General features: G+C 65.6%; 20 protein-coding genes. 10 read left to right on the forward strand and 10 right to left on the reverse strand.

Features of this window, described 5'->3' with window-relative positions; genetic code table 11:
- Positions 1–100: 100 nt before the first annotated feature.
- Positions 101–832 (forward strand): class I SAM-dependent methyltransferase, encoded by a 732-nt coding sequence (locus ASC93_RS26435; protein ID WP_056449821.1) that lies wholly within the window; start codon positions 101–103, stop codon positions 830–832.
- 143 nt (positions 833–975) lie between these two features.
- Here ASC93_RS26435 and dnaE read toward each other — a convergent pair whose 3' ends face one another.
- Together dnaE and ASC93_RS26445 are read right to left on the reverse strand one after the other, a co-directional pair.
- A complete protein-coding gene (gene dnaE / locus ASC93_RS26440) occupies positions 976–4,470 on the reverse strand; it encodes a DNA polymerase III subunit alpha (RefSeq protein WP_056449823.1) in 3,495 nt (1,164 codons plus the stop codon).
- A gap of 89 nt (positions 4,471–4,559) precedes the next feature.
- The gene (locus tag ASC93_RS26445; RefSeq protein WP_056449825.1) at positions 4,560–5,672 is read right to left on the reverse strand and encodes an acyltransferase; all 1,113 of its coding nucleotides are present in this window, start codon (positions 5,670–5,672) and stop codon (positions 4,560–4,562) included.
- Positions 5,673–5,814: 142 nt separating this feature from the next.
- On the opposite strand from ASC93_RS26445, the gene ASC93_RS26450 reads away from it, so the two are divergent.
- Entirely contained in the window at positions 5,815–6,681 is an 867-nt protein-coding gene (locus ASC93_RS26450) for a sulfurtransferase (RefSeq protein WP_056449827.1), read from the forward strand.
- Positions 6,682–6,697: 16 nt separating this feature from the next.
- On the opposite strand, the gene ASC93_RS26455 is transcribed toward ASC93_RS26450, so the two are convergent.
- The 8 genes from ASC93_RS26455 to ASC93_RS26485 all read right to left on the reverse strand — a co-directional run bounded on the left by ASC93_RS26455 (position 6,698) and on the right by ASC93_RS26485 (position 17,570).
- A complete protein-coding gene (locus ASC93_RS26455) occupies positions 6,698–7,288 on the reverse strand; it encodes a DUF4214 domain-containing protein (protein ID WP_162251949.1) in 591 nt (196 codons plus the stop codon).
- 121 nt (positions 7,289–7,409) lie between these two features.
- The gene (locus ASC93_RS26460; protein ID WP_082548362.1) at positions 7,410–7,997 is read right to left on the reverse strand and encodes a DUF4214 domain-containing protein; all 588 of its coding nucleotides are present in this window, start codon (positions 7,995–7,997) and stop codon (positions 7,410–7,412) included.
- Between the two features lie 227 nt (positions 7,998–8,224).
- The gene (locus tag ASC93_RS26465; protein ID WP_056449833.1) at positions 8,225–9,571 is read right to left on the reverse strand and encodes a TolC family outer membrane protein; all 1,347 of its coding nucleotides are present in this window, start codon (positions 9,569–9,571) and stop codon (positions 8,225–8,227) included.
- 6 nt (positions 9,572–9,577) lie between these two features.
- Positions 9,578–10,936, reverse strand: coding sequence for an HlyD family type I secretion periplasmic adaptor subunit (locus tag ASC93_RS26470; protein ID WP_056449835.1), 1,359 nt, complete (start codon positions 10,934–10,936; stop codon positions 9,578–9,580).
- Positions 10,937–12,730, reverse strand: coding sequence for a type I secretion system permease/ATPase (locus tag ASC93_RS26475; RefSeq protein WP_056449837.1), 1,794 nt, complete (start codon positions 12,728–12,730; stop codon positions 10,937–10,939).
- Positions 12,731–13,276: 546 nt separating this feature from the next.
- The gene (locus ASC93_RS26480; RefSeq protein WP_082548363.1) at positions 13,277–15,847 is read right to left on the reverse strand and encodes a DUF4214 domain-containing protein; all 2,571 of its coding nucleotides are present in this window, start codon (positions 15,845–15,847) and stop codon (positions 13,277–13,279) included.
- Positions 15,848–15,981: 134 nt separating this feature from the next.
- Complete coding sequence (locus tag ASC93_RS31165) at positions 15,982–16,254, reverse strand: hypothetical protein (RefSeq protein ID WP_157202131.1); 273 nt, start codon at positions 16,252–16,254, stop codon at positions 15,982–15,984.
- Between the two features lie 26 nt (positions 16,255–16,280).
- Positions 16,281–17,570, reverse strand: a complete 1,290-nt coding sequence (locus ASC93_RS26485; RefSeq protein ID WP_056449898.1) for a FecR domain-containing protein — start codon at positions 17,568–17,570, stop codon at positions 16,281–16,283.
- Between the two features lie 246 nt (positions 17,571–17,816).
- Here ASC93_RS26485 and ASC93_RS26490 point away from each other — a divergent pair, with 246 nt between their 5' ends.
- From ASC93_RS26490 to ASC93_RS26525, 8 genes are all read left to right on the forward strand, one after another.
- The gene (locus ASC93_RS26490; protein ID WP_267874988.1) at positions 17,817–19,661 is read left to right on the forward strand and encodes a CHASE2 domain-containing protein; all 1,845 of its coding nucleotides are present in this window, start codon (positions 17,817–17,819) and stop codon (positions 19,659–19,661) included.
- Positions 19,658–20,899 carry a tetratricopeptide repeat protein gene (locus ASC93_RS26495; RefSeq protein WP_056449842.1) on the forward strand — a complete coding sequence of 414 codons (1,242 nt, stop codon included), beginning with the start codon at positions 19,658–19,660 and terminating at the stop codon, positions 20,897–20,899. Before ASC93_RS26490 ends, ASC93_RS26495 begins: the two co-directional genes overlap by 4 nt.
- 1 nt (position 20,900) lies before the next feature.
- On the forward strand, positions 20,901–22,025 hold the full coding sequence (locus ASC93_RS26500; protein ID WP_056449844.1) for an acyltransferase: 1,125 nt from the start codon (positions 20,901–20,903) through the stop codon (positions 22,023–22,025).
- A 111-nt stretch (positions 22,026–22,136) separates the two neighbouring features.
- The gene (locus ASC93_RS26505; RefSeq protein WP_056449846.1) at positions 22,137–22,472 is read left to right on the forward strand and encodes a hypothetical protein; all 336 of its coding nucleotides are present in this window, start codon (positions 22,137–22,139) and stop codon (positions 22,470–22,472) included.
- 35 nt (positions 22,473–22,507) lie between these two features.
- The gene (locus tag ASC93_RS26510; protein WP_157202132.1) at positions 22,508–23,230 is read left to right on the forward strand and encodes a Crp/Fnr family transcriptional regulator; all 723 of its coding nucleotides are present in this window, start codon (positions 22,508–22,510) and stop codon (positions 23,228–23,230) included.
- Between the two features lie 160 nt (positions 23,231–23,390).
- Positions 23,391–24,197 carry an ABC transporter permease gene (locus ASC93_RS26515; protein ID WP_056449850.1) on the forward strand — a complete coding sequence of 269 codons (807 nt, stop codon included), beginning with the start codon at positions 23,391–23,393 and terminating at the stop codon, positions 24,195–24,197.
- Positions 24,197–25,417 carry an ABC transporter ATP-binding protein gene (locus ASC93_RS26520; RefSeq protein WP_056449852.1) on the forward strand — a complete coding sequence of 407 codons (1,221 nt, stop codon included), beginning with the start codon at positions 24,197–24,199 and terminating at the stop codon, positions 25,415–25,417. Before ASC93_RS26515 ends, ASC93_RS26520 begins: the two co-directional genes overlap by 1 nt.
- Complete coding sequence (locus tag ASC93_RS26525; protein WP_056449854.1) at positions 25,414–26,661, forward strand: FkbM family methyltransferase; 1,248 nt, start codon at positions 25,414–25,416, stop codon at positions 26,659–26,661. Before ASC93_RS26520 ends, ASC93_RS26525 begins: the two co-directional genes overlap by 4 nt.
- Position 26,662 lies beyond the last annotated feature (1 nt).

The following is a 26,662-nucleotide window of genomic DNA, read 5'->3' on the forward strand; positions in this document are numbered from 1 at the left end:
CGCCGGCCGGCGCCCGCTCAACAAATAGTCTTGTCTTGTGCGCATTGCTGCACGAGTTCATCCATTAGAATACCGTTTTTGCTGAATTCGGTACGGGCACATGGCGACGCAAGGCGAGTACGACTATTTCAAGAACATCGGCGCGGACGGCATGCGGCACGCCGCGCACAAACCGTGGTCGGACAGCCAGTGCGGCATGTACCTGATGGAACTCGGCGCCATGATGGGCCTGATGCCCGACGGGGGCCGCCTGCTGGACATGGGCTGCGGGACCGGCTGGACCAGCGTGCTGTTCGCGAAGAAGGGCTACCACGTGATCGGGCAGGACCTGGTGCCGGAAGCCATCGACGCGGCGCGCCGGCTCAAGCACGACAACGGCCTGGAACATCTCGACTTCGTCGTGGGCGACTACGAGTCGCTGGCGTTCGAGAACGAATTCGACGTGGTCGTGTTCTTCGATTGCCTGCACCATGCGGTCGACGAAGTCGGCGCGTTGAGGAGCGCATACCGGGCCCTGAAGCCGGGCGGCATCTGCATCACGTCGGAGCCGGGACGGGGCCACGAAAAACGCTCGGCCGCCGTCATGCAGGAATTCGGCGTCACGGAACGCGACATGCATCCGGCGAAAATCATCCGCGGCGCGAAGAAGGCCGGCTTCACGGGCTTTTCCGTGCACCCGCACGCCCAGTATCTGTACATCGCGCTGTACCGGCGCGAGCTGCGCGGCCTGCTCGGCAAGGTGATGCGCATCCCCGGCATGCGCGCGCTCGTGGGCGCGTGCACGGTGCTGTTCTCCAAGCACCAGGCGGGGATCGTCGTCCTCAGGAAGTAACAGGCGGCGCGATCGGTTCGCAATGGTGGGCGGGGGCCGCCCACCCTACAAATAACGGCTGACGCTGCCGGTTTCCAAAATGGCAAAGGCCGTCCGATTGCGTAGGGTGGGCACCCCGTGCCCACCAATCGCATCCCCGCCGATCAATATTCGACCGCGACCTCTTTCGCACCGAGGTGCAGCTCGAGCGCGTATTTCAGTTCGTCCGACGGCGCCACGCGCCACGCGTCGCCCAGCTGCAGGATGCACGGGATGCCCTGCGGCGTCACGCGCAGGCTGACCGGCAGGCCGTTCTCGTGGCGGTACGGCTGCAGGATCTCGGCCAGCTTGGCCGGCGCGATGGTGCACGCCACGTCCATCTCCAGCTTGTGGCCATACTGGATGCGCGCCGTCGCGATGTCGAACGCCTTTTCGGCCGTGATGCGCAGGCCGCCGTTGAAGCGGTCTTCCGACACCTTGCCGACGACGAGCAGGAATTCGTCCTCGCGGAAGATGTTCTTGTTGGCCTCGAACAGCTCGCTGTAGATCGTGACCTCGACGACGCCCGACTTGTCGTCCAGCGACACGATCAGGATCTTGCCGCGCTGCGTGAGCTGCGTGCGCACGCCCGTGATCACGCCGCACAGCATGCGCGGATCGCGCGACGGCTCCAGGTCTTTCAGCTTGGTCTTGGCGAAGCGGCGCACTTCCTGCGCGTACGAGTCGAACATGTGGCCCGACAGGTAGTAGCCCAGCGCGGTCTTTTCCTCGGCCAGCTTCTGGCGGTCGGTCCAGGGCGTCGCCTTCACGTATTCCGGCGGCGCGACGAGGTCGGAATCGTCGCCGCCGAACAGGCTGACCTGGTTGGCGGCGGCGGCGGCCTGCCCCGCCGCTTCCATCGCGAAGGCGACCGACGCGAGCAGCACGGCGCGGTCGGTGCCGAAGCAATCCATCGCGCCGGCGCGGATCAGCGATTCGATCGTGCGGCGGTTGATCTGCTTGCGGTCGACGCGCTTGCAGAAGTCGAACAGGTCCTTGAACCGGCCGCCTTCCTCGCGCGCCGCGATGATCGCCTCGATCGCACCCTGGCCCGCGCCCTTCACGCCGCCCAGGCCGTAGCGGATGTTTTTCACCTGCTTGCCCGTGACGGACGGCGGCGGGCCTTCCGGCGTGAAGCGGAACTGCGATTCGTTGACGTCCGGCGGCAGGATCGTCAGGCCGCACATGTCGATCGAGTCCTCGACGAGGATCTTGATCTTGTCCGTGTCTTCCATCGCCAGCGACATGTTGGCTGCCATGAACGCGGCGGTGTGGTGGACCTTGAGGTACGCCGTGTGATACGACAGCAGCGCGTACGCGGCCGCGTGCGACTTGTTGAAGCCGTAGCCCGCGAACTTCTCCATCAGGTCGAAGATCTCGTCGGCCTTTTCGGTCGACAGGCCGTCCTTCGCGGCGCCGGCGCGGAAGATCGCGCGGTGCTCGGCCATTTCCTCGGCCTTCTTCTTGCCCATCGCACGGCGCAGCATGTCCGCGCCGCCCAGCGAGTAGCCGCCGACGATCTGCGCCATCTGCATCACCTGCTCCTGGTAGACCATGATGCCGTAGGTCTCGGACAGGATGGACTCCGTGCGCGGGTCCGGGTAGTCGAACTTTTCGCCGTGCTTGCGCTTGCAGAAGTCGGGGATCAGGTCCATCGGGCCCGGACGGTACAGCGCCACGAGCGCGATGATGTCCTCGAAGCGGTCGGGACGCGCATCTTTCAGCATGCCCTGCATGCCGCGGCTTTCGAGCTGGAACACGGCGACGGTCTTCGCATCCGTCAGCAGTTTATAGGTCGGCCGGTCCGTCAGCGGCAGCCTGGCCAGGTCGAAATCCTTGTCGGCCGGGTCGAGCCCGCGGATGTAGTTGACGGCGCGGTCGAGGATCGTCAGCGTGGTCAGGCCCAGGAAGTCGAACTTCACCAGGCCGGCCGCCTCGACGTCGTCCTTGTCGTACTGCGACACGACGCCGGCGTCGCCGCCCTGCGTGTACAGCGGGCAGAAGTCGGTCAGCTTGCCGGGGGCGATCAAGACGCCGCCCGCGTGCATGCCGATGTTGCGGGTGATGCCTTCGACCTGCTGCGCGAGCTCGATCAGCTGCTTCACCTCTTCCTCGTTCTCGAGGCGCTCCTTCAGCATCGGTTCTTCCTCGATCGCCTCGGCGATCGACACCTGCTTGCCCGGCTTGAACGGGATCAGCTTGGAGATGCCGTCGCAGAAGTTGTACCCGAAATCGAGCACGCGGCCCACGTCGCGGATCGCGCCCTTCGCCGCCATCGTACCGAACGTGGCGATCTGCGACACGGCGTCGCGGCCGTACAGGTCCTTCACGTGCTGGATCACCAGTTCGCGCTTTTCCTGGCAGAAGTCGATGTCGAAGTCGGGCATCGAGACGCGTTCCGGGTTCAGGAAACGTTCGAACAGCAGGTTGTACTTGAGCGGATCGAGGTCGGTGATCTTGAGCGCGTACGCCACCAGCGAACCCGCGCCGGAACCGCGGCCCGGGCCGATCGGCACGCCGTTGTTCTTGCCCCACTGGATGAACTCCGCCACGATGAGGAAGTAGCCCGGGAACTTCATCTTGATGATGGTGTTGTTCTCGAACTCGAGGCGCGCCTCGTAGCGCGGCCGCTCTTTCTCGCGCTGTTCCTCGTTCGGGTACAGCTCGACGAGGCGCTCTTCCAGGCCCTTCTTCGTTTCGGCGATGAGGAATTCGTCGATGGTCATGCCCGGCGTCGGGAAGTTCGGCAGCTGCGGCTTGCCGAGCGTGAGCGTCACGTTGCAGCGCTTGGCGATCTCCACCGAGTTGGCCAGGGCGCCCGGCAAGTCCTTGAACAGCTCGGCCATCTCGGCCTGCGACTTGAAGCACATGCCTTCGTTGAAGCGGCGCACGCGCTTGGCGTTGGCCAGCATCTCGCCCTCGGCGATACAGACGCGCGCCTCGTGCGCGATGAATTCGTCCTTGCTGATGAACTGCACCGGATGCGTCGCGACGACGGGCAGCCCGAGCCGGTTCGCCAGCGCCACCGAGTGACGTACCTGCTGTTCCTGGTTCGGCTGGCCGGCGCGCTGGATCTCGACGTAGAAGTGGCCCGGGAAGATCTGCGCCCAGCGCCGCGCGCACGCTTCCGCCTTGTCCAGGTCGCCGTTGTCGATGGCGTGGCCGATGTCGCCGAACTGCGCGCCCGACAGCACGATCAGGGCGTTCGACTGCGGCACGTCCGGCTCCAGCGTGGACACGCTCGTCGCCAGCGCTTCCAGCCACTCGACGCGGATCTCGGCCCGGCCCTTGTACTGGTTGGTGAGCCACGCCTTGGACAGCAATTCGCAGATCTGCAGGTAGCCGGTCTTGTTCTTGGCCAGGATCAGCAGGCGGAACGGCTTCTCGCGGTTCTCGTCGTTCGTGATCCAGGCGTCGACCCCGACGATCGGCTTGATGCCCTTGCCGCGCGCCGCCTTGTAAAAACGCACGAGGCAAAATGCGTTGGCCAGGTCGGTGACACCCACCGCCGGCTGCTGGTCGCGGGCGGCGGCGGCCACGAGGTCGTCGATGCGGACGAGGCCGTCGACGATCGAGTATTCGGTATGGACGCGGAGGTGGGTGAAGATCGGGGAAGTCATCCTGTCATTTTACCTCGGACGGCCGGACGGGATGGTTGCATCCAGGCACGGTGGCGCTCTTGACAAGATGCGGCCGCGTGATCAATCCATCATTGCACGGCCACGCCCGCCTGCACCGGCCGGTCGGCACCGTAGCGGCGGCGCATGCGCAGGAACGGCTCCTCGATGCTGTTGTAGCTGAGGGTCGCCAGCGTCCACGTCGCGCCATAGCTGACGGCCACCATGAGGGCGGCGTCGAGCCAGCCGCGGCCGGTCGGGTGCACGAGGCCGACGCGCTGGGCCAGCAGGTGCAGCAGCCCCATGTGCAGCAGATAGAAGGAAAAGCTGACCTTGCCGCCGTGGCACAGCACGCGCTCGACGACGTCCGGCAGGCGCGGCCGGAATCCCACCCAGGCGACGATGAAGAAGGCCCAGCCGGCGGACTCCGCCATCGACCAGAAGATCCAGAACGACGATTTCGGCGTCGCGCCGAACGGCGCCAGGCGGTGCATGGTGGCGGTGTCCCACACGACGAGCGCGGCCGCGGCCACGAGCAGCCACGGCGCGTGGCGCTGCAGCGTGGGCTGGTATTGCTGGTACAACATCGCAGCGAGCATGCCGATCAGGAACTGGTCGAAGCGGCCGACGAACGTGCAGAAATACATCAGCGTGCTGTTGTCGTTGACGGTATAGGCGGCGAGCTTGAAGAACGCCATCAGCACCAGCAGCTGGAGCACGTAGCGCTTGCCCCGCTCCAGCGCAAAGCGGGCCAGGAACGGGAAGACGAGGTAGAACAGGAATTCGAGGGAAATGGTCCAGGCAGCGCCCGTGACCACCGTGCCCGACGTCGGCGCATGGCCGAGGTTGGTGGCGAACAGGTACAGCAGGTCCTGCGGCTGGAAATTATCGCGCCCGATCGACGTCGCGACGAGGAAGATCGTCAGGAACAGGGGAAAAATGCGCAGCACGCGGTTGCGCACGAAATCGCGGTAGACGATGGTCTTTTGCGCCAGCGCGATCTGCATGAACAAAAAACCCGACAGCGTGAAGAACAGCCCCACGCCCGTATGCCCTTCCGTGATCAGGGCCGCCCAGTTGCTCGCCAGCGGCGCCCCGCCCAGGACGCGGTACTCCAGGTGGAAATGAAATAAAAAAACGATGGTGGCGGCCAGCCAGCGCAACTGGTCGATGCGCGGGTTGTATTGCAGGTTCAGCGATTGCATGGGAAGGCCGGAAGGCTTGCATGAAAGAAAAGCATTGTAATGCCAATTGCCGCGAATGCGACGTCGTCTGCTGGGCTCAGCTGCCCGCATTTTCTAGCATATAATAGAAGGCTTCATTTCACGCTCCTCCGCTTTAACGATCATGCACGTCAATATCGCCGCCTACAAGTTCGTCAGCCTCGACAACCTCGAAGAGATGCGCCTGCAATACCAGGCGCTGTGCACCGAACTGGCCCTCAAGGGTACTGTCCTGCTGACGCCGGAAGGCATCAACATGTTCGTGTCCGGCCCGCGCGAGGCGATCGACCAGTACCTCGCCTGGGTGCGCAGCGACGCCCGCCTGGCCGACCTGGAGTGGAAGGAAAGCGTGTCGGCCGAGCAATCGCACCGCCGCATGCTGGTCCGCATCAAGAAGGAAATCATCACGATGCGCATGCCGCTGATCAAGCCGGAACTGGGCCGCGCGCCATCCGTGGCGCCGAAGACGCTCAAGCGCTGGCTCGACCAGGGCCATGACGACGACGGCGTCCCGGTCGTCATGATGGAAACCCGCAACGCGTTCGAGGTGGACGTCGGCACGTTCGACAACACGCTCGACTACCGCATCGACAAGTTCAGCGAATTTCCGGAAGTCGTCGAGAAACACAAGGACGAGCTCCGGGGCAAGACCGTCGTGACCTTTTGCACCGGCGGCATCCGCTGCGAAAAAGCGGCGATCCACATGCAGAACATCGGCTACGACCGCGTCTACCAGCTCGACGGCGGCATCCTGAAATATTTCGAGGAAGTGGGCGGCGACCACTACACGGGCGACTGCTTCGTGTTCGACTACCGTACCGCCCTCAACCCCAAGCTGGAACCGACGGAAACCGTACAATGCTTCGCTTGCCGTGCCGTCGTGACGCCACGCCAGCAGCTGGCGCCGGAGTATGTGGTCGGGCAATCGTGCCCGCACTGCGCGGGCGGCAAGACGGGCGGCAGCACGATGGCGAACGAAGCGGGCGCCTGAGCCCGCCGCCCCGTCGTCAACCCGGCTGCACCCCGACGAGGTGCACCGGTTCTTCCATGCCTGCCGTGTAGATCACGGTGCTGATCTTCGCGATCAGCGCATCGATATTGGCCGGGTCGAGGGCGTACGCCGCCGAGGCTTCGTCCTTGATCGCGGCCAGGTAATCGTGGGCCAGCGTGTTCGCGTTCGCGCCCGTGTAGGCCAGGCGCTCGTTGGCCTGGTCGACGTGGTCCGTAAAGATTTCCGCCGTCTGGACCTTGTCCTGGAAGACGACGTTGTCGAGGCCCTGGGCGCCGCTCGCGACCGACGTCACGACGTCGGCGATGGAAATCACCTTGCTGTCCAGCAGGCCGGCCCAGTAATCGACGCCGGCCGTCTCCGCCGCGCGGCCGAACAGGTGCTCGTACACGGTGTCGACGAGCGCGCGGTTGTCCATGCCGCTCACCATGCCCTGGTATTCCGCGGAGGTGGCGAACGCCTGGACCATCCCGGCGAACCCGCTGGGCGTGGCCGCCATTTTTGTCCAGTACTGCAGTCCGAAATAATCGGCCGGGCGGCCGAAATACGCGACATACAAGTCCTGCACCTGGGTGCTCAGCTCGGCCATCGTCATCTCCTTCCTGCGCTGCATCGAGGAGGCCGTGGGCGCCGCAGCGGCCGCGCCCGCCAGCCCCGTTCACGCCTGTCCCAATCGCGAATGCGATATGAAACGTCGGGCACAACGTTGATCAGGCCAGGTGGTGCGGTACGTCGGTGCCGGTCGGGGTGCCCACGATGTCGGCGATCTGGGCGTCGATCACGCCAGGATTGATGGCATTGGCCGAGCTCGCCAAATCGACGATCGTGCCGATGAAGGCCTTGGCCTTGAGGTTCGCCGCCGTGCCCGAATAGGCCGCGATTTCGGCGGGCTGGTCGACGTGTTCGGTGAACGCCGTGGCGACGGCCACGCGGCCGTTGTAGACCAGCTTGTCGTTGTTCTGGGCACCCGCGGCGATGGCGGTCACGGCATTGTCGACGGTGATCGTGTGGTTGTTCAGCGCATTCGTCCAGTAATCGACGCCGGCCTGCTCGCCGACACGCCCGAACAGGTTCTGGTACACGGCCTGCACGACGCCCTGGTTGTCCAGGCCGGCATACGTGTCCCTGTACTCCTGCGAGCCGGCAAAGGCCGCGGAAATCTGCTGCACCCCGTTGGGATCGGTCGCCAGCACATTGTCCCAATAGGTCAGACCGTTGGGGTCCGCCGGGCGGCTGAAATATGCAATATACAACTGCTCGACGGTCGTTGTGTTCGTGGTTGCCATTATTACCTCCATGTCGAAATGTGAGGAAATACTACAATAGCTAGAATATAAATGGCGCCAGCAACCCAGCAGTGCGCATGCGGATTCCGCATGGATACTATTTCTTAAAAGAAGTGGTTACTCACTGCAATCAGGCAAATTGTTAACTAAGTGCAATTTGCATGATGAAAATAATCGCGGAGAAGTCGTGTGGAAAGGAGCCGGCGGCGCCGCGCGTGGCGCCGCCGCCGGATGGACGCTCAGTGGAAGTAAGCGGCAACTTCGCGTACGGCGCCTGCGTCCAGCGTGCCGGCGGCCGCGCGCATGCGAAGCAGGCCGAGCAGGTACATATAGCGCGCCTGCGCCAGGTCGCGCTGACTCGTGTACAGCTGCTGCTGCGCGTTCAGCAGGTCGAGGTTGATGCGCACGCCGCCCTTGATGCTTTGCTCGGTGGCCTTCATGAGCTCCCGGCCGGAGGCGACGGCCTTCTCCAGCGCGTTGATCTTGGCGGTGCTGTTCTGGACGAGGTCGTACGCCTTGCGCAGTTCCACCATCACCTGATTGGTGCGGTTGTCGAAGTCGGCCTGGGCACGGTTCCAGCTGGCCGCCGCCTGGCGCGTCGTCGCATTGATCGCCCCGCCCTGGTAGATCGGGATGTTCACCTGCACGCCGATCGTGCGGTTGACCGTGTTCTGGTTGTAGGTGGTCAGGGATGCCGCGTCATCCTTGCTGTAGGCGGCGATCAGGTCGACGCGCGGCGCATGCCCGGCCTTGTCGCGCTGGATTTCCAGGCGCGCGTTCTCGACGGCCAGGCGTGCCGCCGCCAGTTGCGGATTGTGCGCGAGTGCCGCCGCGCGCAAGTCCTCGAACGACTTCGGCGCCCTGTCCTGGAAGTGGAAATCGGCGCCGAGCGGATCCAGCGTGCCCGGGTCCATGCCGATCACGCCCGCCAGCGTGTCGCGCATCGCCGTCGCATTATCCTGCGCCTCGACCAGCTGGGCCTCGGCCAGGTCCAGGCGTGCCTGGGTTTCCAGCATGTCGGTCTTGGTGCCCTCGCCTTTTTCGAACAGGCGCCGGTTGACCTTCATCTGCTCCAGATACATGTCGCGCTGCACTTTCGAGAGCGCGACCTGGTCCTCGGCAAACAACGCGTCCGAGTACGCGCCGACCACGCGCAGGATCACCTGGGCGGTGTCGGACTCGAACTGTTTGGCCCCCTGCTCGGTCTGGACCTTGCCCTGGCGGTAGCGCATCCAGCCGTCCAGGTTGAGGATCGGCTGGCGCACCTGCACCGCCGACGAGCGGCTGATGTAGCGCGGATGCGTCAACTCGTTCCCGAGTTTCGGATTGCTCGAGATGACTTCGAGGTCCGCGATATTCCGGCTGGCCGAATAACTGGCCGACACCTGCGGCAGCAGGTTCGAGCGCCCGAGAATGCGGTTTTCCTTGGCCGATTCGTTCTCGTAAAAATTCATCCGGTACTGCGGATCGTTCTTCAGCGCGGCCTCGTAGGCCTGCTGCAGGCTGATCGCCGCGGCGTTGCCGCCGACGCCGGCCAGCAGCAGGGCCAGCGCCAGCGCCTTCTTTTTCATCGACACTTTCGCCATCGCGGATCAGTCCTCCGACATCGACGACTTGGCGCGATCGAACACCGGCTTGAGCAGGTAGTTCATCATCGTGCGCTCGCCAGTGTTGACGAACAGTTCCACCGGCATGCCGGGGATGATGTTCAGCTTGTGGGCCGCGATCATCTTCTGGCCGGCCGGCGTCACCTTCACGCGCACCTTGTAGTACGGCGTGCCGGTGCGTTCGTCGACGCTGCGGTCGGCCGATACGGTTTCCACCTCGCCCTCGATATGCGGCGTGCGGTTGGTATTGAAGGCGGCAAAGATCAACTCGACCTTCAGGCCGTCATGCACCTTGTCGACCAGGTTGACCGGCAGCTGGCCTTCGATGATCAGCGGGTCGCCGGACGGCACGATGTCCATCATCTTGAAGCCCGGGTTGACGACGCCGCCGTTGGTGAACACGGCCAGGCCGACCACGGTGCCGGCCACCGGCGCCTTGACCTCGACGTTGGCCAGGTCATACTTCTGCGCTTCCAGGCGCGCGCCCAGGGCTTCGGCTTCCTTCTGGGTATCGGCGAGCTGGGTGCGCACTTCCTTCTGGTAGTCCTGCGTGCGTTGCGACTTGCGCAGCGTGAGCTCGATCACCTGGCTGCGCGCGCGCCCGATGTTGCCGATGTCTTCCGAGATCGCGCCCTGCAGCTGGGCATAGGTGCGCTCCAGTTCCAGCATGCGGTTGCGCGCCACATAGCCTTCCTTGGCGAGGTCGCGCATGCCGTCCAGTTGCTCCTTCAGCAGCTTGATCTGCTCCTTCTTGCTGTCGCGCGACTCTTCCAGGCCCTTGATCTGCACCTTCAGGCCGGCGATGCTCTCGTCCATGCCGGACAGCTCGCTCTGCAGGGAGCTGGTGCGCGACGCCAGCAGCTGGCTCTGCAGGGTCATCAGCTCGGCCACGCGCGGGTCGCTCCTGCGCTGTTCGAGGTCGGGCGGGAAGGCGATCGTCTTGCGGCCGTCGCGCTCCGCTTCCAGGCGCGCCTCGGTGGCGCGCGAGGTCAGGTACTGGCTGTCGGTGATCTCGAAGGCCGACTTCGCGACGACCGGATTCATGCGCACGACGGTCTGGCCGGCCTTGACGACGTCGCCATCCTTCACGAGGATTTCCTGGATCGTGCCGCCCTGCTGGTACTGCACGGCCTTGCGGTTCGACTCCTTGGCCACGGTGCCGGACAGCGGCACGCCCTTGTCGAGCGGCGCCGTCAGCGCCCACAACAGGAAGCCGCCGACGCCGAGCAGCACGATCAGCCAGCCGAGCCGGCTGTACGGACGTGCATCGGTATTCACTTCGAGCGGCGTCACGTCGTGCGCGATGACTTCCGCCGCTTTTGACTTGTTCTCAATGAGTTTCATTTACTTCCCTTCCTGGGCCGCGGTCGCCTGGCCGGCGGCCTGTGCCTGTTGTTGTGCCGGAGCCTGCTGGCGCGCCGCGGCCTGCTGTGCAGCCTGCTGCGCGGCCTGGGCCTGCTGCTGCAGCGCCGCCAGCACGTCGCTCGTCGGGCCGAACATCTGTGCGGCGCCGTCGCGCAGCAACAGCAGCTTGTTCGTCGCGCCGATGATGCTGGTGCGGTGCGTGATCAGGACGATGGTCTTGCCGCGCTGGCGCAGGTCCTGGACCGCCACCACGAGGGCTTGTTCGCCGATGTCGTCGAGGTTCGAATTCGGTTCGTCGAGCACGATCAGGGCCGGGTCGCCGTACATGGCGCGCGCCAGGCCCAGGCGCTGCTTCTGGCCGCCGGACAGGCCGGCGCCGCCGTCGCCCAGGCGGGTGTCGTAGCCGTCCGGCATGTGCAGGATCATGTCGTGCACGCCGGCGCGCTTGGCCGCCTGCACGACCTTCTCGGGATCCATGTCGCCGAAGCGGGCGATGTTTTCGCTGACGGTACCGCCGAACAGTTCGATGTCCTGCGGCAGGTAGCCGATGTGCGGCCCCAGCTCGCCCTTGTTCCAGGCATAGATGTCGGCGCCGTCCAGGCGCACCTTGCCGCCGAGTGCCGGCCACACGCCGACCAGCAGGCGCGCCAGCGTCGACTTGCCGGAGCCGCTCGGGCCGATCACGCCCAGCACGTCGCCCGGCGCGATCGCGAAGCTCAGGCCGCGCACGACGGCATTCCGGGAGCCCGGCGGCGCGGCGGTGACGCCTTCGACCGACAGCGCGCCCTGCGGCTTCGGCAGCGGCATGCCCGCTTCGCGTGCGGGATTCGTTTCCAGCAAGGTGGTCAGGCGCTCGTAGGCGCTGCGCACGCTGCCCCAGGACTTCCACACGCCGATCAGCTGCTGCACCGGCTGCAGGGCGCGGCCGACGAGGATCGACGCGGCGATCATCATGCCGGCCGTGATCTTGTTCTCGAGCACCAGCAGCGCGCCGAAGCCCAGCACCAGCGACTGCTGCGCCAGCTGCACGAACTTGGTAACGGCGGAAATCTTGCCGGCGGCCTCGCTGGCCTCCGCCTGCAGGTGCAGGAACTTGCCGTGCATCTTGTACCAGCGCTGCATCAGGTTGGGCAGCATGCCCATCGATTCGATCACCTCGGCGTTGCGCAGGTTGTTGGTCGCCAGGGCCGACGACGCGATCGCCATGGTGTTGGCGTCCTTCAGCGGCTGGCGCGTGACGCGGTCGTTGATGACGGCCAGGATGATCAGCACGATGGTGCCGCCGAGCGCGAACAGGCCCAGTTCCGGTTCGAACAGGAAGATGACGATCAGGTAGATCGGAAACCACGGCGCATCGAAGAACGCGAACAGCGCATTGCCGGTCAAGAACTGGCGCAGCGTGGTCAGGTCGGTCAGGGCCTGGCCCGCGTTGCCGCCGGCGCTCTTGAGGTTCTGCTCGAACGCTGCCGAATAGACGCGCTTGTTCAGTTGCATGTCGAGCTTGGCGCCGACGCGCACGAGGACAAAGGAACGGGTCAACTCCAGGCCGGCGACGATCAGATACGCGCCCAGCATCAGCAGGGTCAGCATCAGCAGCGTGATCTCGTTGCGGCTCTGCAGCACGCGGTCGTAGACCTGCAGCATGTACAAGGACGGCACGAGCATCAGGAGGTTGCTGATGGCGCTGAACGTCCCCACCGTCCAGAACGTGCTCTTGAACATGAGCAGGACCTGTCCGATTTCGTTTTTCTTGTCAAAGAGTTTGCTTTTCATTTGTTTGGGAGCACCGGGAATGCGGCGCGATCGCGCCAGGGTCACGCTTCATGCTTGAGAGTAATTAAGCTGAGCGGGCGACACATTATCGCGCAAAACTGCTGAATAATGTGACGTACATCACATTTTCGTAACCAAACTTTAATGAATACGCGCTGCTCGCACGTTGAACGACGTGGGCGAGCAACATCGGGGGCACTCACCGCGGCACCGGACAGGACGTCATCAGGTGGAGGCAGGCGCGCAAGGAACGGTGCGCAAAGGCCAGTCCGGGCCGGCAGTTCGGCCGCCTGCCGGCGTGGCGCATAAACAAAAAGGCATGCCGTGGGCATGCCTTTTACTCTCGCTACCGGACGTGCCGCCATGCGCATTCCATTTGCGCTGAAACTCAGCAGGCATGGCCCGCATTCGACAGCACTGCAGAAACATCGTTTGGCGAAGCGCCGACCGGTACGAAATGAAAAGCCAGGACGAACCTGGCTTGTGCTTCCAGCCGCCGCGGTTTCTCCCGGAGGAGGCGCCGCGGCGTCAGGTAGCGATGACGACTTAGACGTTGTGGCCCAGGGCCAGGATCAGGGTGTCCAGATCCACGGCGCCGGTGATCTTGACGACGGTGTCAGCCGCGTCGATCTGGCCCGGGGTGCCTGCGTCGTGGAAGACGTAGGTGTCGCCGCCCAGTTGGAACACCAGGTTGTCGCCCTTGCTCGAAGCAGCTGCGTCCTTCAGTGCCAGATCGATGTCGGTCTGGGTCGTGGTGAACTTGGCCACTGCGCCGTCGATTGCGCCCACGGTGAGGTGGTCGGAAGCCGAGGTCAGAGCATCGGCGGCGCTGTTCGCGACCAGCTTCAGGCCGGTCACGGTGTCCATCGAGCCGTAGGTCGAAGCGTTCAGCGTGATGGTGTCGACAGCGGCACCCAGCTTGATGGTTTCGGCCGAGGTGTTCGACGACGTGTAGGTCAGGCCGCTCAGAGCCGCGCCGTTGTTGGCAGCCACAGCCGACGTGCCGTTCAGGCCCGACGCGTCCACGGTCACCAGCTTGCCGCCGGCGTTGGTCACGTTTGCATCGCCCGAACCGCTCAGGGTCAGGGTAGCCAGCGCGGTGTCGGTCGACGTGTTGTCGAGGACGAAGTGAGCCACGCGGTCAGCGGTCGTGTTGCTTGCGCTGTCCACGGTGTTGGTCAGCGTGACGTTTGCAGTGCGCACGTCGCCCGACAGGGTCGCGGTCACGTCGCCAGCAGCGGCGGCCTTGACAGCCAGGTTCAGCACGTCGGCCTTGACGACGACGGCGCCAGTATCGGACTCGGTCACGCCCAGGGTGCCGGCGTAAGTCTTGGTAGCGACGTAGCCAGCAGCGGTCAGGTCGACATCACCGTGGGCGGTGATTGCCTGGGTGCCCACGCCGGTGATGATGCTGCCCGATGCCAGGTCGATACCGGTGTAGGTAGCGGCCAGCTTCGAAGCGTCCAGACCGGTTTCGGCGGTCGAGAAGCTGATGGTTTCGAAGTTGGTGACCAGCTTGTTGAACACGATGTAGTCGTCGGCGGTGCGAGCGCCTGCGCCAGCGAACGAGATGGTGTCGGTACCGTCGCCGCCGTTGATGACGTCGCTGGTTGCCAGGACCTTGTTGACGACAACGGTGTCGTTGCCGGCGCCGCCCAGGACCGTAACCGGACCGGTGGTGGCCGACACGGTGATCTTGTCGTTGCCTGCGCCGGCGTCGACCGTGGTCATGCCGTCGCCGGTGCTGTTGACGACGATCGTGTCGTTGCCGTCGCCAGCCGTCACGGTCGCGTTGACTGCAGCGGCCGAGCTGGTGGCTGCCGAGGTCAGTGCGGCAAGGGTGATCATGTCGTTACCGGTGCCGGTGGTGACGTTGGCCAGGCTGGTGTTGCTGGTGCCGTCGATGGTCACGCCGCCGGTCGAAGCCGATGCGTTGATGGTCGTGAAGGCCTTCGTCGAACCAGCGCTCTGAGCGACGGTCAGGACACTCTTCTGGTTGGTGTTCAGGGTCAGCGACTGGACATCCTTGCCGACGGTGACATTCAGAGCCTGGGCAGCCACGGAACCGCTGCTGTCGCTGTCGGCACGGGTACCGGACACGGTGACCGAGTTCAGATTCGTGCCGCCGACGTTCAGAGCCGCCGTTTCAGCGACATTGGTCAGAGCAATACTTGCTGCTGCGCCCAATGCACCGACGTTGATATCACCGGTAGTGCCGGTGAAGCCGACGGTCGTTGCAGCGCCCAGACCGGTCACGGTCGGGGTGCTGGTGGCATCGAAATTGACGTTGGTCGCGCCTTGGAAGACCGAAGCATCGACAGCCGAGCTAGCGCCAGTCACGTTGATGATTTCGACGTTCTTGATAGTTGCGCCGACGATGCTGTTGTAGCCGCCCGTCAGGTCCAGGTTCAGGACGTCTTTGCCTGCGCCGCCATCAATGCTGTCGAGCGAAGTCAGGTTCGACGCGTTGAGCGCGCCCGTGGACGGCGTGATGTGCGTGGCATTGATGGTGTCATTGCCAGCCGTACCGACGATGATGTCCTGGCCAATGGTCAGGGTGAACGTCTGGCCGACGTTGTGGACGTCGACGATGCCCGACACGGTGGCGTTCAGGGCGGCCGGCGCGATGGCGGCTGCCAGCGAAGCGTCGTCGGTCACGCTGCTGATGAAGGTCTTGGCGGCTGCGTTGGCGGCGTCGCCGTCGTAACCCAGCACTTCAGCCGGGGTGTCCAGGGCTGCGGTGAACGCGGTTGCAGCGGCAACCTTGTTGTTGTAGGCGGTCAGGTCGGTGTCCAGCGCGCCCTTGGCGATCTCGGTCACGACGTTGTCGACGGTCATCTGGCCGGCGAGCAGAGCCTGGCCCCAGAAGTTCAGACCCGGCAGGTCCGGCGCGTGGCCGAACAGGTTCTGGTACACCTGGGCGACGACGTGGTAAGCGTCCATGTTGGCGTAAGCAGCTTTGTACTCAGCCGAACCAGCGAAAGCAGCCGACACAGCAGCGGTGCTGCCGTTGGCATTCGCAACAACGCCTTCCCAGTAGGTCAGGCCAGCGACATCGGCCGGACGGTTAAAGTAAGCAACGTACAGCTGCTGTACTGCTTCGGTATAAACACCCATCTAAAGCTCCTAAAGAAATTCAATCGAGGTTATTTGCAGATTCGGATGTCCCTGCAATCCAACGGTCCGAATGATGACAGAGCGAATAGTGACGTTAATGTGATGGGCATCACAAAACCCAAGATTTTTTGTCACTAACTTGTATCTGCCATCAATTCAAATTGGCCGATTATTATTAACAAGTCAAACAATAAACGCAAGCCGTGATAAAACATGCAACCGAGATAATTCCCCAGTGACAAAGAGAGAGTTTTGCCCCGCTCGCCCGGCATCGACGGGCGATGCAATGTATGGAACCATGCCTGCTGCCGCCCCGCATTTCTTACAATCGGTAACAATTCGTGAGAATTGGCATTGGCTCCAAAACAAAAACCCCGGAAATCCGGGGTTTTTGTTTGCTCATCCATTTATATATATATGCATTTCAGGCGCGTCAGTGCGTCCAATAGGTGACGCCGTTAGCGGTTCGTGCATCGTCCAGGCGTGAATGGAAGATATAGCCGGCGCTGCCGCCGTTGGCATTGCTGAGGAAGCCGTCCACGCTCATGTTGTTGGCAACCGGTCGCAGCCCCGGGTTGTTGCCGATGCGCCCATTCGAAGCGACGTCGCCCTGCGCGTACAGTTTATAGGTCGAGTCGCCGCCGACCAGGTCGAAGGTCGTCGTGAAGCTGCGCGCGCCGAAGTCGACGTTCAGCTGGCCGTTCTGCATCGCGCCCGCGACCGTCGCCTTGGCCGGGTCGTCGTTGGTGATGTAGGCCTGCCCATCTTTCAGCGAGAAGCTCACGCTGCCGCGCTCGGGCGCGACGTAGGCGTCGCCCGCGGTGCGGAACAGCACGAAATTACCGCCCAGGATACGTTCGGCGCCGGCCGGGCCCACGAGGCCGGCGGTCGCCTGCTCGCCCAGCAGCGGCGCCCAGCGGCCCCACTGCAGGGCGCGCGGATTGGCCGGCGGGGTATCGACGTCGACCACCGGCGGCGGCGCCACCACGACGGGCGGCGCCGGTTGCTGCGCTGCCGGCGGCACGATCTGGGCCACCGATTCGCTCTTCTTGGCGTCCAGGACCGGGGCCAGCGGCTCGTCGCTGCGCGGCGGCGACACCTGGTCGGGCCCCGTCGCGCCGCTCAGCAGCTGCGGCGCCGTTTCGCCGCGCTTCACCTGCAGCAGCAGGCCGCGCTGGGCCGCCGTCAGTTCGCGGCTGGCCGCGCCTTCGCAGGGGCCGCCGCCTTCCGGCCGGCAACCGCCGCCGAAGCCGCTGACGATGATGCCGCCCGTGAAGACGACGACGCGCGACGTGTCGTGCTCATGGTAGACGGTGAAATCGGTCCCGCGCACGCCGATCGCCGCGACCGGCGTATTGAAACGGAAATTCTGGCGCGCCAGCTTGACCGCATCGCCCGACTTGCTGCGCGCCACACCGGCGAGCAGCTCGAGCTTGAAGCGGCTGTTGGCCGGATTGGCCTTGTCGATATGGTAGGCGGCGATCCGGGCCCGGGTGCTCGGGCGCAGGATGAACAGGCCGTTGTCCGGCGTCTTGACGTACAGGAACCCGTCCGTGCCGGTGGTCAGCAGGTCGCCCTCCTGCACCGCCATGCCTTCCGCGCCCGCCCGCTCGGCCACCTGCGTGACGCCGGCGGCAAATATGACGCGGCCGGCCTCGGCTGCCCGGGCCTGCGCAATGCAAGCAATGGTCGTGATGGCGATGAAGGTGGCGTGACGCAGCATGATCTTTTTCCTCATTTGCCATTATTCCGGAGCAGCAATCGCTCCTTCTGTGACGGCCATCACATTTTAGAGCAAACTCGGGCGTATTGTTCGATACTGGAGTGCTTCAACTTGTTACTTGGGGGCATACGCAACGCGTTATACTTCAGAGTTATGTCCAACAACCGCCGTTTCCAGAATCCAAGGCAGCTGGTGCAATACCCCTTTTTCTCCACATCCACGCCCCGTCCGGACCGCAGCACGCCCGTGCTGGCGCGGGTCGCCATCGCTGTCGCGGCCGTTTTGCTGACGTTCTGGTCGCAATGGGGACAATCTGGACAGATGTCGTTTTTTGGCAACGAATTGCTTCGTGACGCGTTTATCCGCCTGCGATCAACGGATGCACCCGACCCACGCATCCTCATCGTCGACATCGACGAAGCCAGCCTGAACAAGCTTGGCCCCTGGCCGTGGCCGCGTGCGCGCATCGCCGACCTCGTCGAGATCCTGCTGACCCGCTATGCCGCGCGCGGCGTGGCGCTCGACATCGTGATGCCGGAGCCGCTCGACGCGGCAGGCGACACCCGCCTGGCCCTGCTCGCGCAACATGGTCCGCTGGTACTGGCCCAGGCGTTCGACTTCGATTTCGCGCACCTGCGCCCGCAAGCGCTGCGCAACGGCGTGCCCGCCGGCGCCGGCAACGTCTACCGTGCCGGCGGCATCGAGGCGACGGGGTATTTCGCCAACCACGCCGGCCTGGCGCGCGCGGCCCACGTCGGCAACATCGGTTTCATTCCCGATCCGGACGGCGCGCTGCGCCGGGTGCCGCTCGTCACCACGTTCGGCGGCCTGCAGTATCCGGCACTGGCCCTGGCCCTGGTCGATTGCTGCAGCGGCAAGCCGCCGCTGGCTCTGGACGACACCGGCCTGATGCGCCTGTCCTACAAGCGCGACTGGAACGCGTGGACGGTGACCAGCGCCGCCGACATCCTCGACGAACGCATCGATCCCGCCAGCGCCAGCGGCCGGCTGGTGCTGGTCGGTTCGTCGTCGATGGGCCTGGGCGACCGCGTCGCGACGCCGCACGCCAGCAGCCGCCCGGGACTGGGCGTGCAGGCGGCCGTGCTGTCCGACCTGCTCGACCGGCAACAGGGCACGAGCCCGGCGCCGTGGCCGGGACGCCTGTTCGCCTGCGCGTTCGGACTGCTGTCCGCCTTGCTGGCCGTCGTCGCCTTTCCGCGCCTGCCAGCCATCGCCAGCGTGGCCCTGCTGGGCGTGCTGTCGCTGCTGTGGATCGTCGTGGCCTATTTCACCAGCCGCCACGATCCCGTGTTCGCGACCACCGGTCCGCTGGCGACCAATCTGTTCCTGCTGGCCGTGGCCGTGCCCCATCAGTGGCAGCAGGCGCAGCGCAAGTCGCGCCGCCTGCTCGACACCTTGCGCCAATACGTGGCGCCGAAAGTCGTCGAGCAACTGCTGCGCAGCGACCTGGACAATGCCCTGCAGCCGCGCCACCTGGACGTGACGACGATGGTCGCCGACATGGAAGGCTATACGAGCCAGGTCGAGAACCTGTCGCTGGAAGACGCGTCGCGCCTGACGCGCGAATTCCTCGACTGCCTGACCGGCCCCGTGATGGCGCAGCAGGGCACGCTCGACAAGTACACGGGCGACGGCCTGGTCGCGTTCTGGGGCGCGCCGCTGCCGCTCGAGCAGCATACCGACCTGGCGCTGGACGCCGCCTGCGAGATCCTGGAGCGCGTCGCGCTCCTCTCGGCCGAGCGCCAGCGCGCGGGGCATCCGCCGCTGCGGGTGCGCATCGGCATCGAGAGCGGCCCGGCGATGGCGGGCGACTTCGGCACCTCGTTCCGCAGCATCTACACGGCCGTGGGCGACAGCGTCAACACGGCCGCGCGCCTGGAGCAGGCCGCCCGCGATTTCCCGCACGACGTGATCGTCGGCGCCGGCGCCGTCGAACGCGCCTGCCGCCACCGCTTCCTGCTGCTGGGCGAACGCCATTTGCGCGGCAAGGGCCGTCCGACCATCCTGTACACGCTGGACCGGGCCGCGCACGCCGCCGCCCCGGCCGGCACGCCCGGGCAGCCCGCATGACGCGCACGACGTTCGGCCGCGCGGCCTGGTCCGCCCTGCTCGCCTGCCTGTGGGCCGCGCCTGTCCACGCCCAGACCGGCGCCGGCAGCGACCAACCCGACCTCTACCAGCAAGCCCTGCAATCGATCTCCGAAGGCCGCCGCAGCGACGCGTCGCGCGAGCTGGCGCAGCTGGTCCAGCAGGAACCGCTGCACGCCGGCGCCTGGTTCGACCTGGCCATGACGCAGTGCGCGCTCGGCCACGGCGACGAGGCCGAGCGCATGTTCGCGACGATCGAGAGCCGCTTCCAGCCCTCGCGTGCGCTGCTGGAACTGATCGCCCAGGCGCGCGAGGAAGGCTGCGCGCACTGGCATCCCACGACGTCGCTGCTGCTCGGGCTCGGGCGCGGCATCGAGTCGAACGTCAACCAGGGCGCGAGCTCGCGCACGTATGTGTTCGACGGCCCGGAAGGCCATTACGAGCAGACCCTGACCGACGATTTCGTCCCGAAGCACGACCAGTACACGTTCCTGAACGGCGACGCCACACGCGAACTGACGCCCAACGGCGTCGTCGGCTTCGCCCAGTTCCAGCTGCGCCACTACGACGCCCTGCACGCCTACGACAGCGCCTCGCTGTTCGCCGGCGTCGAGGCGCCGTGGCGGTTCCGCCGCTGGAGCCTGCGCACCAGCGGCGCCCTCGGCATGATCACGCTGGGCGGCCGCCCCTACCAGCACCAGGCCCAGGTGCAGGTGCGCGTCGGGCCGCCGCTGCCGCTGCCGAACAGCACCCAGTTCAGCGTGGTCGGCAGCCTCACGTACAACCAGTATCTGGCGCTGACGAATTTCGATTCGAACGTCGCGGAGCTGCGCGCCCAGTTCACGCACCGCAACGACACGATGTATGCCAGCGCCAGCCTCGGCGCGCAGCGCGATCATGCGCTGGCCCTGCGCCCCGGCGGCGACCGCGACGGCTGGTACGCCAACCTGCTGTACCGGCGCCGCCTGGGCGAGCGCGCCAGCGCCGAGCTGGGCTATGTGCACCAGGACTGGACCGGGAACGAAGCCTATTCGCCCGGCCTGATCGACAAGATCCGCGCGCAGTCGACCGACATCGGACGCGCGAGCGTCACCTACGCGCTCGGCAAGAACCAGTCGCTGCAGCTGGAAGGACGCATCGTGCGCAACCACGAGAACATTTCGATTTTCCAGTACACCGACCGCCAGTTGCAGCTGAGCTGGCAATGGCAGGGTTTCTGACATGACCGCACGCACCCTCGAACAGGCCACGGCCTCGCACGACAACGGCTTCAACCTCGTCCGGCTCGTGTGCGCCACGCTCGTGGTCGTCTTTCACGCCTTCCCGATGAATTCGGCGCGGCCCGGCGCGTCCGACCCCGTCAGCCCGCTGCTGGCGCCGCACACCGACCTCGGCGCGCTGGCCGTCGGCGTGTTCTTCCTGATCAGCGGCATCTTCATCAGCCAGAGCTGGGAACGCGACCCGCACCTGGGCCGCTATGCACTGCGCCGCGTCGCGCGCATCGTGCCCGGCCTGTTCGTGTGCCTGCTGTTGACGACGGCGCTCGCGGTCGGCCTGTTTTCGAGCACCGGCTGGCGCGGCATGCTGGCGCCGGCGCCGTGGCGCTACATCTTCGGCAACACCACGCTGCACTGGCTGCACTACATCATCCCGCCGGAAGAACTCAAGCTGCCCGGCGTATTCGGCGGCGAGACGCTGAACGGGCCGCTGTGGACCCTGTACTGGGAAGGCCGGATGTATGTGGTGGTGGCGCTGGTCGGCCTGTCGGCCGCGCTGCCGCTGCGCACGTGGATGCGCGGCGCCGCGCTGTTCCTGCTGGCGGCGGCGAACCTGTTCCCGGACGTGATCGGCGGCTATGTGTGGGAGACGCGCCTGTGGTCGCTGTTCCTGACCGGCATGCTGCTGCACACGCTGGCGCGCGACCTGCGCGTCGGCTGGCGCCACGTCGCGTGCGCGCTGGCGCTGGCCGGCCTCAACTGGACACGTTCGGCCGCCCTGACGCCAAGCCCGCTGACCTGGTTCGGCATCCTGCTGGTGGCGGGCACGCTGGCGCTGGCCGTCGGGAGCGTCCGGCTGCCCGTCGCCGGCCACCTGCAACGCCACGATTATTCGTATGGCATCTACATCTATCACTGGCCCGTGCTGCTGATGCTGCGCACCGCCTTCGCGCCGCTCGGCCACTGGCGGCTGCTGGCGCTGGGTCTGCTCGTGACGGGCTCGCTGGCCGTGCTCAGCTGGCACCTCGTGGAAGCCCCCGCGCTGCGCACGGTGCGGCGCCTGCTGCGCCGTACCGCCCATGGCGCGGAGGCCACCGTGGCGCCCGCGCGTCCACGCGAACGCGCCTGACCTTTTCACTCTGCTAAGCTGCGAAAATGCCGCACCGGCGCGAGAATTGCGCCCTGTTGCGACCTCGACCGTATACAATCATGCCTGGTCGGAATGAGGATAGCGGAACGGATGGTTGTGGATATGCTGTTGCTGGGCATGGCGGGCGTCGCAGTCGTCGCCGGCTGCCTGGTGCCGAACCGCTGGCTGCCGTCCTCGCTGCCCAACGATAAATTGCTGCATTTCGCGAGCTTTGCCGGCCTGAGCCTGTTAGCCCTGCGCATCGCGCACGACCGGACCGAAGCGGCCTTGTGGCTCCTCGGCCTGTTGCTCGGCGGCTGGCTGATCGAATGCCTGCAGGCGCTCGTGCCGGACCGCGGATTCTCCTGGCGCGACATCGGCGCCAACGCCGCGGGCATCGCGACGGTCGCGCTGTGCGCCGAGTGCATCCACATGTTTTCCAGATGAAGCCCATGACGTCCACGACGAAGGAAATGCAACGCATGGATCCCGTCCCCGCGGCTGCGCCCCCGGCCGAGGAAAGGCAGATCCAGATCCACCTGCGCAAGATCCCGCTGCTGGCGGAGCTGAACGACGAGGAAATCATCCGCGTCAAGCAGGACATGCGCATCCGCCAATACAACAAGCGCGACATCGTGCTGCAGAAAGGCGGCCATGGCGACGGCCTGATGTTCCTGTTGTCCGGCCAGCTGCAGGTCATCGACGTGACCGAGGACGGCCGTGCGATCGGCCTGCGCATGCTCGCGCCGGGCGACTTCTTCGGCGAAATCGCCCTGATCAACAATTCGACGCGCTCGGCCTCGGTCGTCGCGATGACGGACGTGCTGGTCGGCTTTTTGCCGGCGCCCACGGCCATGCACCTGTTCGCCCACTCGCCGTCGGTGGCGCGGCACATGCTCACCCACCTCGCGCAAAAGATCCAGCGCGACTCCGAATTGCGCGCCCTGCTCAGTATTAACAACACGGCCAAGCGCATCTATACGTACCTGATGCAGATGCAAAAGCAGTCGCAGGAACCGGGCGCCCCGATCGTCGTCGAGAACCTGCCCACCCACCAGGACATCGCGAACATGGTCAACACCAGCCGCGAGACGGTCACGCGCGCCCTGCTCACGCTCACCCAGCTGGGCATCGCGCAAAAGGATGCGCACCGGTTGATCATCCGCGATCCGGAAGGCCTCAAGAAGCTGGCGCACGGCGTCTGAGGACGGCCCGGAACCGGTGACATCCGGACCAAACTTCGTTACAACTGTGCTAATTCGTGTGGCGGTACCGTAGAGTATAATCTCGCGCTCACTGGGCCTTGCCACTTATGAAGAACCACCCCACGTACTCTGCAAAGGCGCGGCCTGCCGGGACCGCGCCATGATGTCCCCCCTGATGCTGCGCGGCCTCTGGGCCTACCGCGGCTTCGTGCTGGGCAGCGTCAAACGCGAATTCCAGTCGAAGTACAGCAACGCGGTGCTGGGCGCGCTCTGGTCGCTGCTGTCGCCCCTCGCGATGATCGTCGTGTACACCGTGATCTTCGCGGAGGTCATGCACAGCAAGCTGCCCGGCGCGGCCGCTGACGCGCACTACGCCTACAGCATCTGGCTGTGCGCGGGCGTCCTCACGTGGGGCCTGTTCGCCGAGATCGTCGCGCGCGCCCAGGGCATGTTCATCGAACAGGCCAACCTGATCAAGAAGGTCAGCTTTCCCCGCATCTGCCTGCCGCTGATCGTCGTGCTCTCCGCCACGCTCAACTTCGCCATCATCTTCGGGCTGTTCACCGTGTTCCTCGTCGCCTCGGGCGCCTTCCCCGGCTGGATCTATTTTTCCATCCTGCCCGTGCTCGTCGTGCAGGTGCTGCTGGCGATCGGCCTCGGCATGATCGCCGGCGTGCTGAACGTGTTCTTCCGCGACGTCGGCCAGTTCGTCACGATCGCCATGCAGTTCTGGTTCTGGCTCACGCCGATCGTGTATCCGGCCACGATCCTGCCGGCCGACGTGCGTGGGCTGCTCGGCTTCAATCCGATGGCGCGCGTGATAGGCGCCTACCAGGCCGTGCTCGTGCAGGGCGCCGCGCCCGACTGGCGTTCCCTGTTCCCCGTGTTCGTGCTCGCCGTGGTGTCATGCCTGTTCGGCCTGCGCCTGTTCCGCCGCCGCGCCGGCGAGATGGTGGATGAACTCTGATGGGCGCGATCGTCGTCAAGGGCCTGGGCAAGGCCTATAAACAATATCCGACGCGCTGGTCGCGCCTGGCGGAATGGGTCGTCCCCGGCCGCCCGCGCCACAAGCTCAAATGGGTGCTGCGCGAGATCGAGTTTGCCGTCGCGCCGGGCGAAGCCGTGGGCCTCATCGGCATCAACGGCGCCGGCAAGAGCACGCTCCTGAAACTGATCACGGGGACGACGCAGCCCACGACCGGCACCGTCTACATGGAAGGCCGCGTGGCCGCGCTTCTGGAACTGGGCATGGGCTTCCATCCCGATTTCACGGGCCGCCAGAACGTCTACATGGCCGGCCAGCTGCTGGGCATGACGGTCGAAGAAATCACTGCCCTGATGCCGGACATCGAGGCCTTCGCCGAGATCGGCGACTACATGGACCAGCCCGTGCGCGTGTACTCGAGCGGCATGCAGATGCGCGTCGCGTTCTCCGTCGCCACCGCGCGCCGGCCCGACATCCTCATCGTCGACGAAGCCCTGTCCGTCGGCGACGCCTACTTCCAGCACAAGAGCTTCGACCGCATCCGCCGCTACCGCGAACAGGGCACCACGCTGCTGCTCGTCTCGCACGACAAGCAGGCGATCCAGTCCGTGTGCGACCGCGCCCTCCTGCTGGACGGCGGCCGCCTGGCGAAGGAAGGCGCGCCCGAGGAGATCATGGACTACTACAACGCCCTGATCGCCGAGCGCGAGAACGCCACCGTACGCCTGCAGGCGACGGACACGGGCAAGGTGCAGACCGTGTCCGGCACGGGCGAGGCGACCGTCGCCGACATCGCCCTGCTGGATGAAGCGGGCGAGCGCGTGGAAGTCGTCGACGTCGGCGCGCCCGTCACGCTGCAGGTGACGGTGAAGACGAACGCCGCGATCCCGCGCATGGTGCTCGGCTACATGATCAAGGACCGCCTCGGCCAGCCGATGTACGGCACCAACACGCACCTGAAGGAACTGCCGCTGGACGACGTGGCGGCCTTCGAGACCGTCGTGTACCGCTTCGCCTTCCCGATGAACCTGGGGCCCGGCAGCTATTCGGTGGCGACGGCCATCGTCAGCACCGAGACCCACCTCGTCAACAACTATGAATGGCGCGACCTGGCGCTCGTGTTCACCGTCGTGAACATGCGCCGTCCGTATTTCGAAGGTTCGGCCTGGCTCGACCCGGCCGTCGACATCCAACGCACATGAGATTCATCTCCTACGCCCAGAACAACGAGGACGTGCTGCTGTGGCGCGCGCTCGGCCACGTCCGGGACGGCTTCTACATCGACGTGGGCGCCAACGATCCGGTCGAGCACTCGGTCACCAAGGCCTTCTACGACGCCGGCTGGCGCGGCATCAACATCGAACCGCTGCCGGCGCACATCGCCGCCTTCGACGCGCAGCGCCCCGGCGACGTCAACCTGGCCGTCGCCGCCGGCAGCGAGACCGGCACGCTCACCTTGTACGACGTGCCGGCCGTGCGCGGCTGGGCCTCGCCCGAGCGGTCCGTCGCCGACCAGCACCGCGCCGAAGGCCACGCGGTGGCCGAACTGACGGTGCCCGTGCGCACCCTGGCGGACGTGTGCGCGGAACACGTGCAAGGCGACGTCCACTTCCTGAAGATCGACGTCGAAGGCTTCGAAGGCGAAGTCCTGCGCGGCATGGACTTTGCGCGCTGGCGTCCGTGGGTCCTCGTGATCGAGGCGACCCTGCCGAACAGCCGCGCAACCAACCACGCGAGCTGGGAACACCTGGTCACGAGCCAACGCTACCGCTACGCCTGGTTCGATGGCCTGAACCGATATTATGTGGCCGAGGAACACGCGGAACTGATGGACAGCTTCGGCATCCAGCCGAACGTGTTCGACGACTACATCTCGCACCACCTGGACAAGGCCTGGGCCGCGAACCGCGCGGCGACGGCAGCGCTGCACGAGACGCAACTGCAGGCCGACACGACGCGCGCTGAACTGCACGACATGATGCAGTTCGCCGAAAACCTGGAACTGGAAAAGCAGGAGGCGCTGGCCGAAGTCGCGCAGCTGCGCCACGATCTCGCGCAGGCCCACGCCAGCGGGCAGCAGGCCACGCTGTGGGCGCGCGACCTCGAGCAGCGCCTGACGGCGACCTTGAGCAGCACGTCGTGGAAGGTGACGCGGCCGCTGCGCATGGCAGGCAGCCTCGTGGCCCGGCTGCGCCGGCCCGGCCTCGCGCGCCGCGTGCTGACGCGCGTGACCAAGAACCAGCGCATACGCCGCACGCTGATCCCGTTCCTGCTGCGCTATCCGGCGCTGAACCGGCGCGTGTCCGGCGCACTGCAGGCCGTCAAGGGCAGCCTGCCGCATCCGGTCGTGAACATCGACGTCCCCGAAGAACTCAGGGGCCTGCCGGTCTCGGTCCGCAACGTGCTGGCCGACCTGCAGCGCGCCCGCAAGCACACAGGCGGTTGAA

The sequence above is a fragment of the Massilia sp. Root335 genome, assembly GCF_001425685.1.
In the GTDB taxonomy this organism is placed as follows: Bacteria; Pseudomonadota; Gammaproteobacteria; order Burkholderiales; family Burkholderiaceae_D; genus Telluria; species Telluria luteola.

What these genes read in the sequence shown, in the direction of transcription:
- ASC93_RS26480 (WP_082548363.1), bottom strand. Translation starts at nt 15,847, where the DNA reads ATGGGTGTTTATACCGAAGCAGTACAGCAGCTGTACGTTGCTTACTTT.
- ASC93_RS26495 (WP_056449842.1), top strand. Translation starts at nt 19,658, where the DNA reads ATGACGCGCACGACGTTCGGCCGCGCGGCCTGGTCCGCCCTGCTCGCC.
- ASC93_RS26470 (WP_056449835.1), bottom strand. Translation starts at nt 10,936, where the DNA reads ATGAAACTCATTGAGAACAAGTCAAAAGCGGCGGAAGTCATCGCGCAC.
- ASC93_RS26445 (WP_056449825.1), bottom strand. Translation starts at nt 5,672, where the DNA reads ATGCAATCGCTGAACCTGCAATACAACCCGCGCATCGACCAGTTGCGC.
- ASC93_RS26475 (WP_056449837.1), bottom strand. Translation starts at nt 12,730, where the DNA reads ATGAAAAGCAAACTCTTTGACAAGAAAAACGAAATCGGACAGGTCCTG.
- ASC93_RS31165 (WP_157202131.1), bottom strand. Translation starts at nt 16,254, where the DNA reads ATGGATGAGCAAACAAAAACCCCGGATTTCCGGGGTTTTTGTTTTGGA.
- ASC93_RS26515 (WP_056449850.1), top strand. Translation starts at nt 23,391, where the DNA reads ATGATGTCCCCCCTGATGCTGCGCGGCCTCTGGGCCTACCGCGGCTTC.
- ASC93_RS26450 (WP_056449827.1), top strand. Translation starts at nt 5,815, where the DNA reads ATGCACGTCAATATCGCCGCCTACAAGTTCGTCAGCCTCGACAACCTC.
- ASC93_RS26455 (WP_162251949.1), bottom strand. Translation starts at nt 7,288, where the DNA reads ATGGCCGAGCTGAGCACCCAGGTGCAGGACTTGTATGTCGCGTATTTC.
- ASC93_RS26500 (WP_056449844.1), top strand. Translation starts at nt 20,901, where the DNA reads ATGACCGCACGCACCCTCGAACAGGCCACGGCCTCGCACGACAACGGC.
- ASC93_RS26505 (WP_056449846.1), top strand. Translation starts at nt 22,137, where the DNA reads ATGGTTGTGGATATGCTGTTGCTGGGCATGGCGGGCGTCGCAGTCGTC.
- ASC93_RS26460 (WP_082548362.1), bottom strand. Translation starts at nt 7,997, where the DNA reads ATGGAGGTAATAATGGCAACCACGAACACAACGACCGTCGAGCAGTTG.
- ASC93_RS26435 (WP_056449821.1), top strand. Translation starts at nt 101, where the DNA reads ATGGCGACGCAAGGCGAGTACGACTATTTCAAGAACATCGGCGCGGAC.
- ASC93_RS26510 (WP_157202132.1), top strand. Translation starts at nt 22,508, where the DNA reads ATGGATCCCGTCCCCGCGGCTGCGCCCCCGGCCGAGGAAAGGCAGATC.
- ASC93_RS26465 (WP_056449833.1), bottom strand. Translation starts at nt 9,571, where the DNA reads ATGGCGAAAGTGTCGATGAAAAAGAAGGCGCTGGCGCTGGCCCTGCTG.
- ASC93_RS26525 (WP_056449854.1), top strand. Translation starts at nt 25,414, where the DNA reads ATGAGATTCATCTCCTACGCCCAGAACAACGAGGACGTGCTGCTGTGG.
- ASC93_RS26485 (WP_056449898.1), bottom strand. Translation starts at nt 17,570, where the DNA reads ATGCTGCGTCACGCCACCTTCATCGCCATCACGACCATTGCTTGCATT.
- ASC93_RS26520 (WP_056449852.1), top strand. Translation starts at nt 24,197, where the DNA reads ATGGGCGCGATCGTCGTCAAGGGCCTGGGCAAGGCCTATAAACAATAT.
- dnaE (WP_056449823.1), bottom strand. Translation starts at nt 4,470, where the DNA reads ATGACTTCCCCGATCTTCACCCACCTCCGCGTCCATACCGAATACTCG.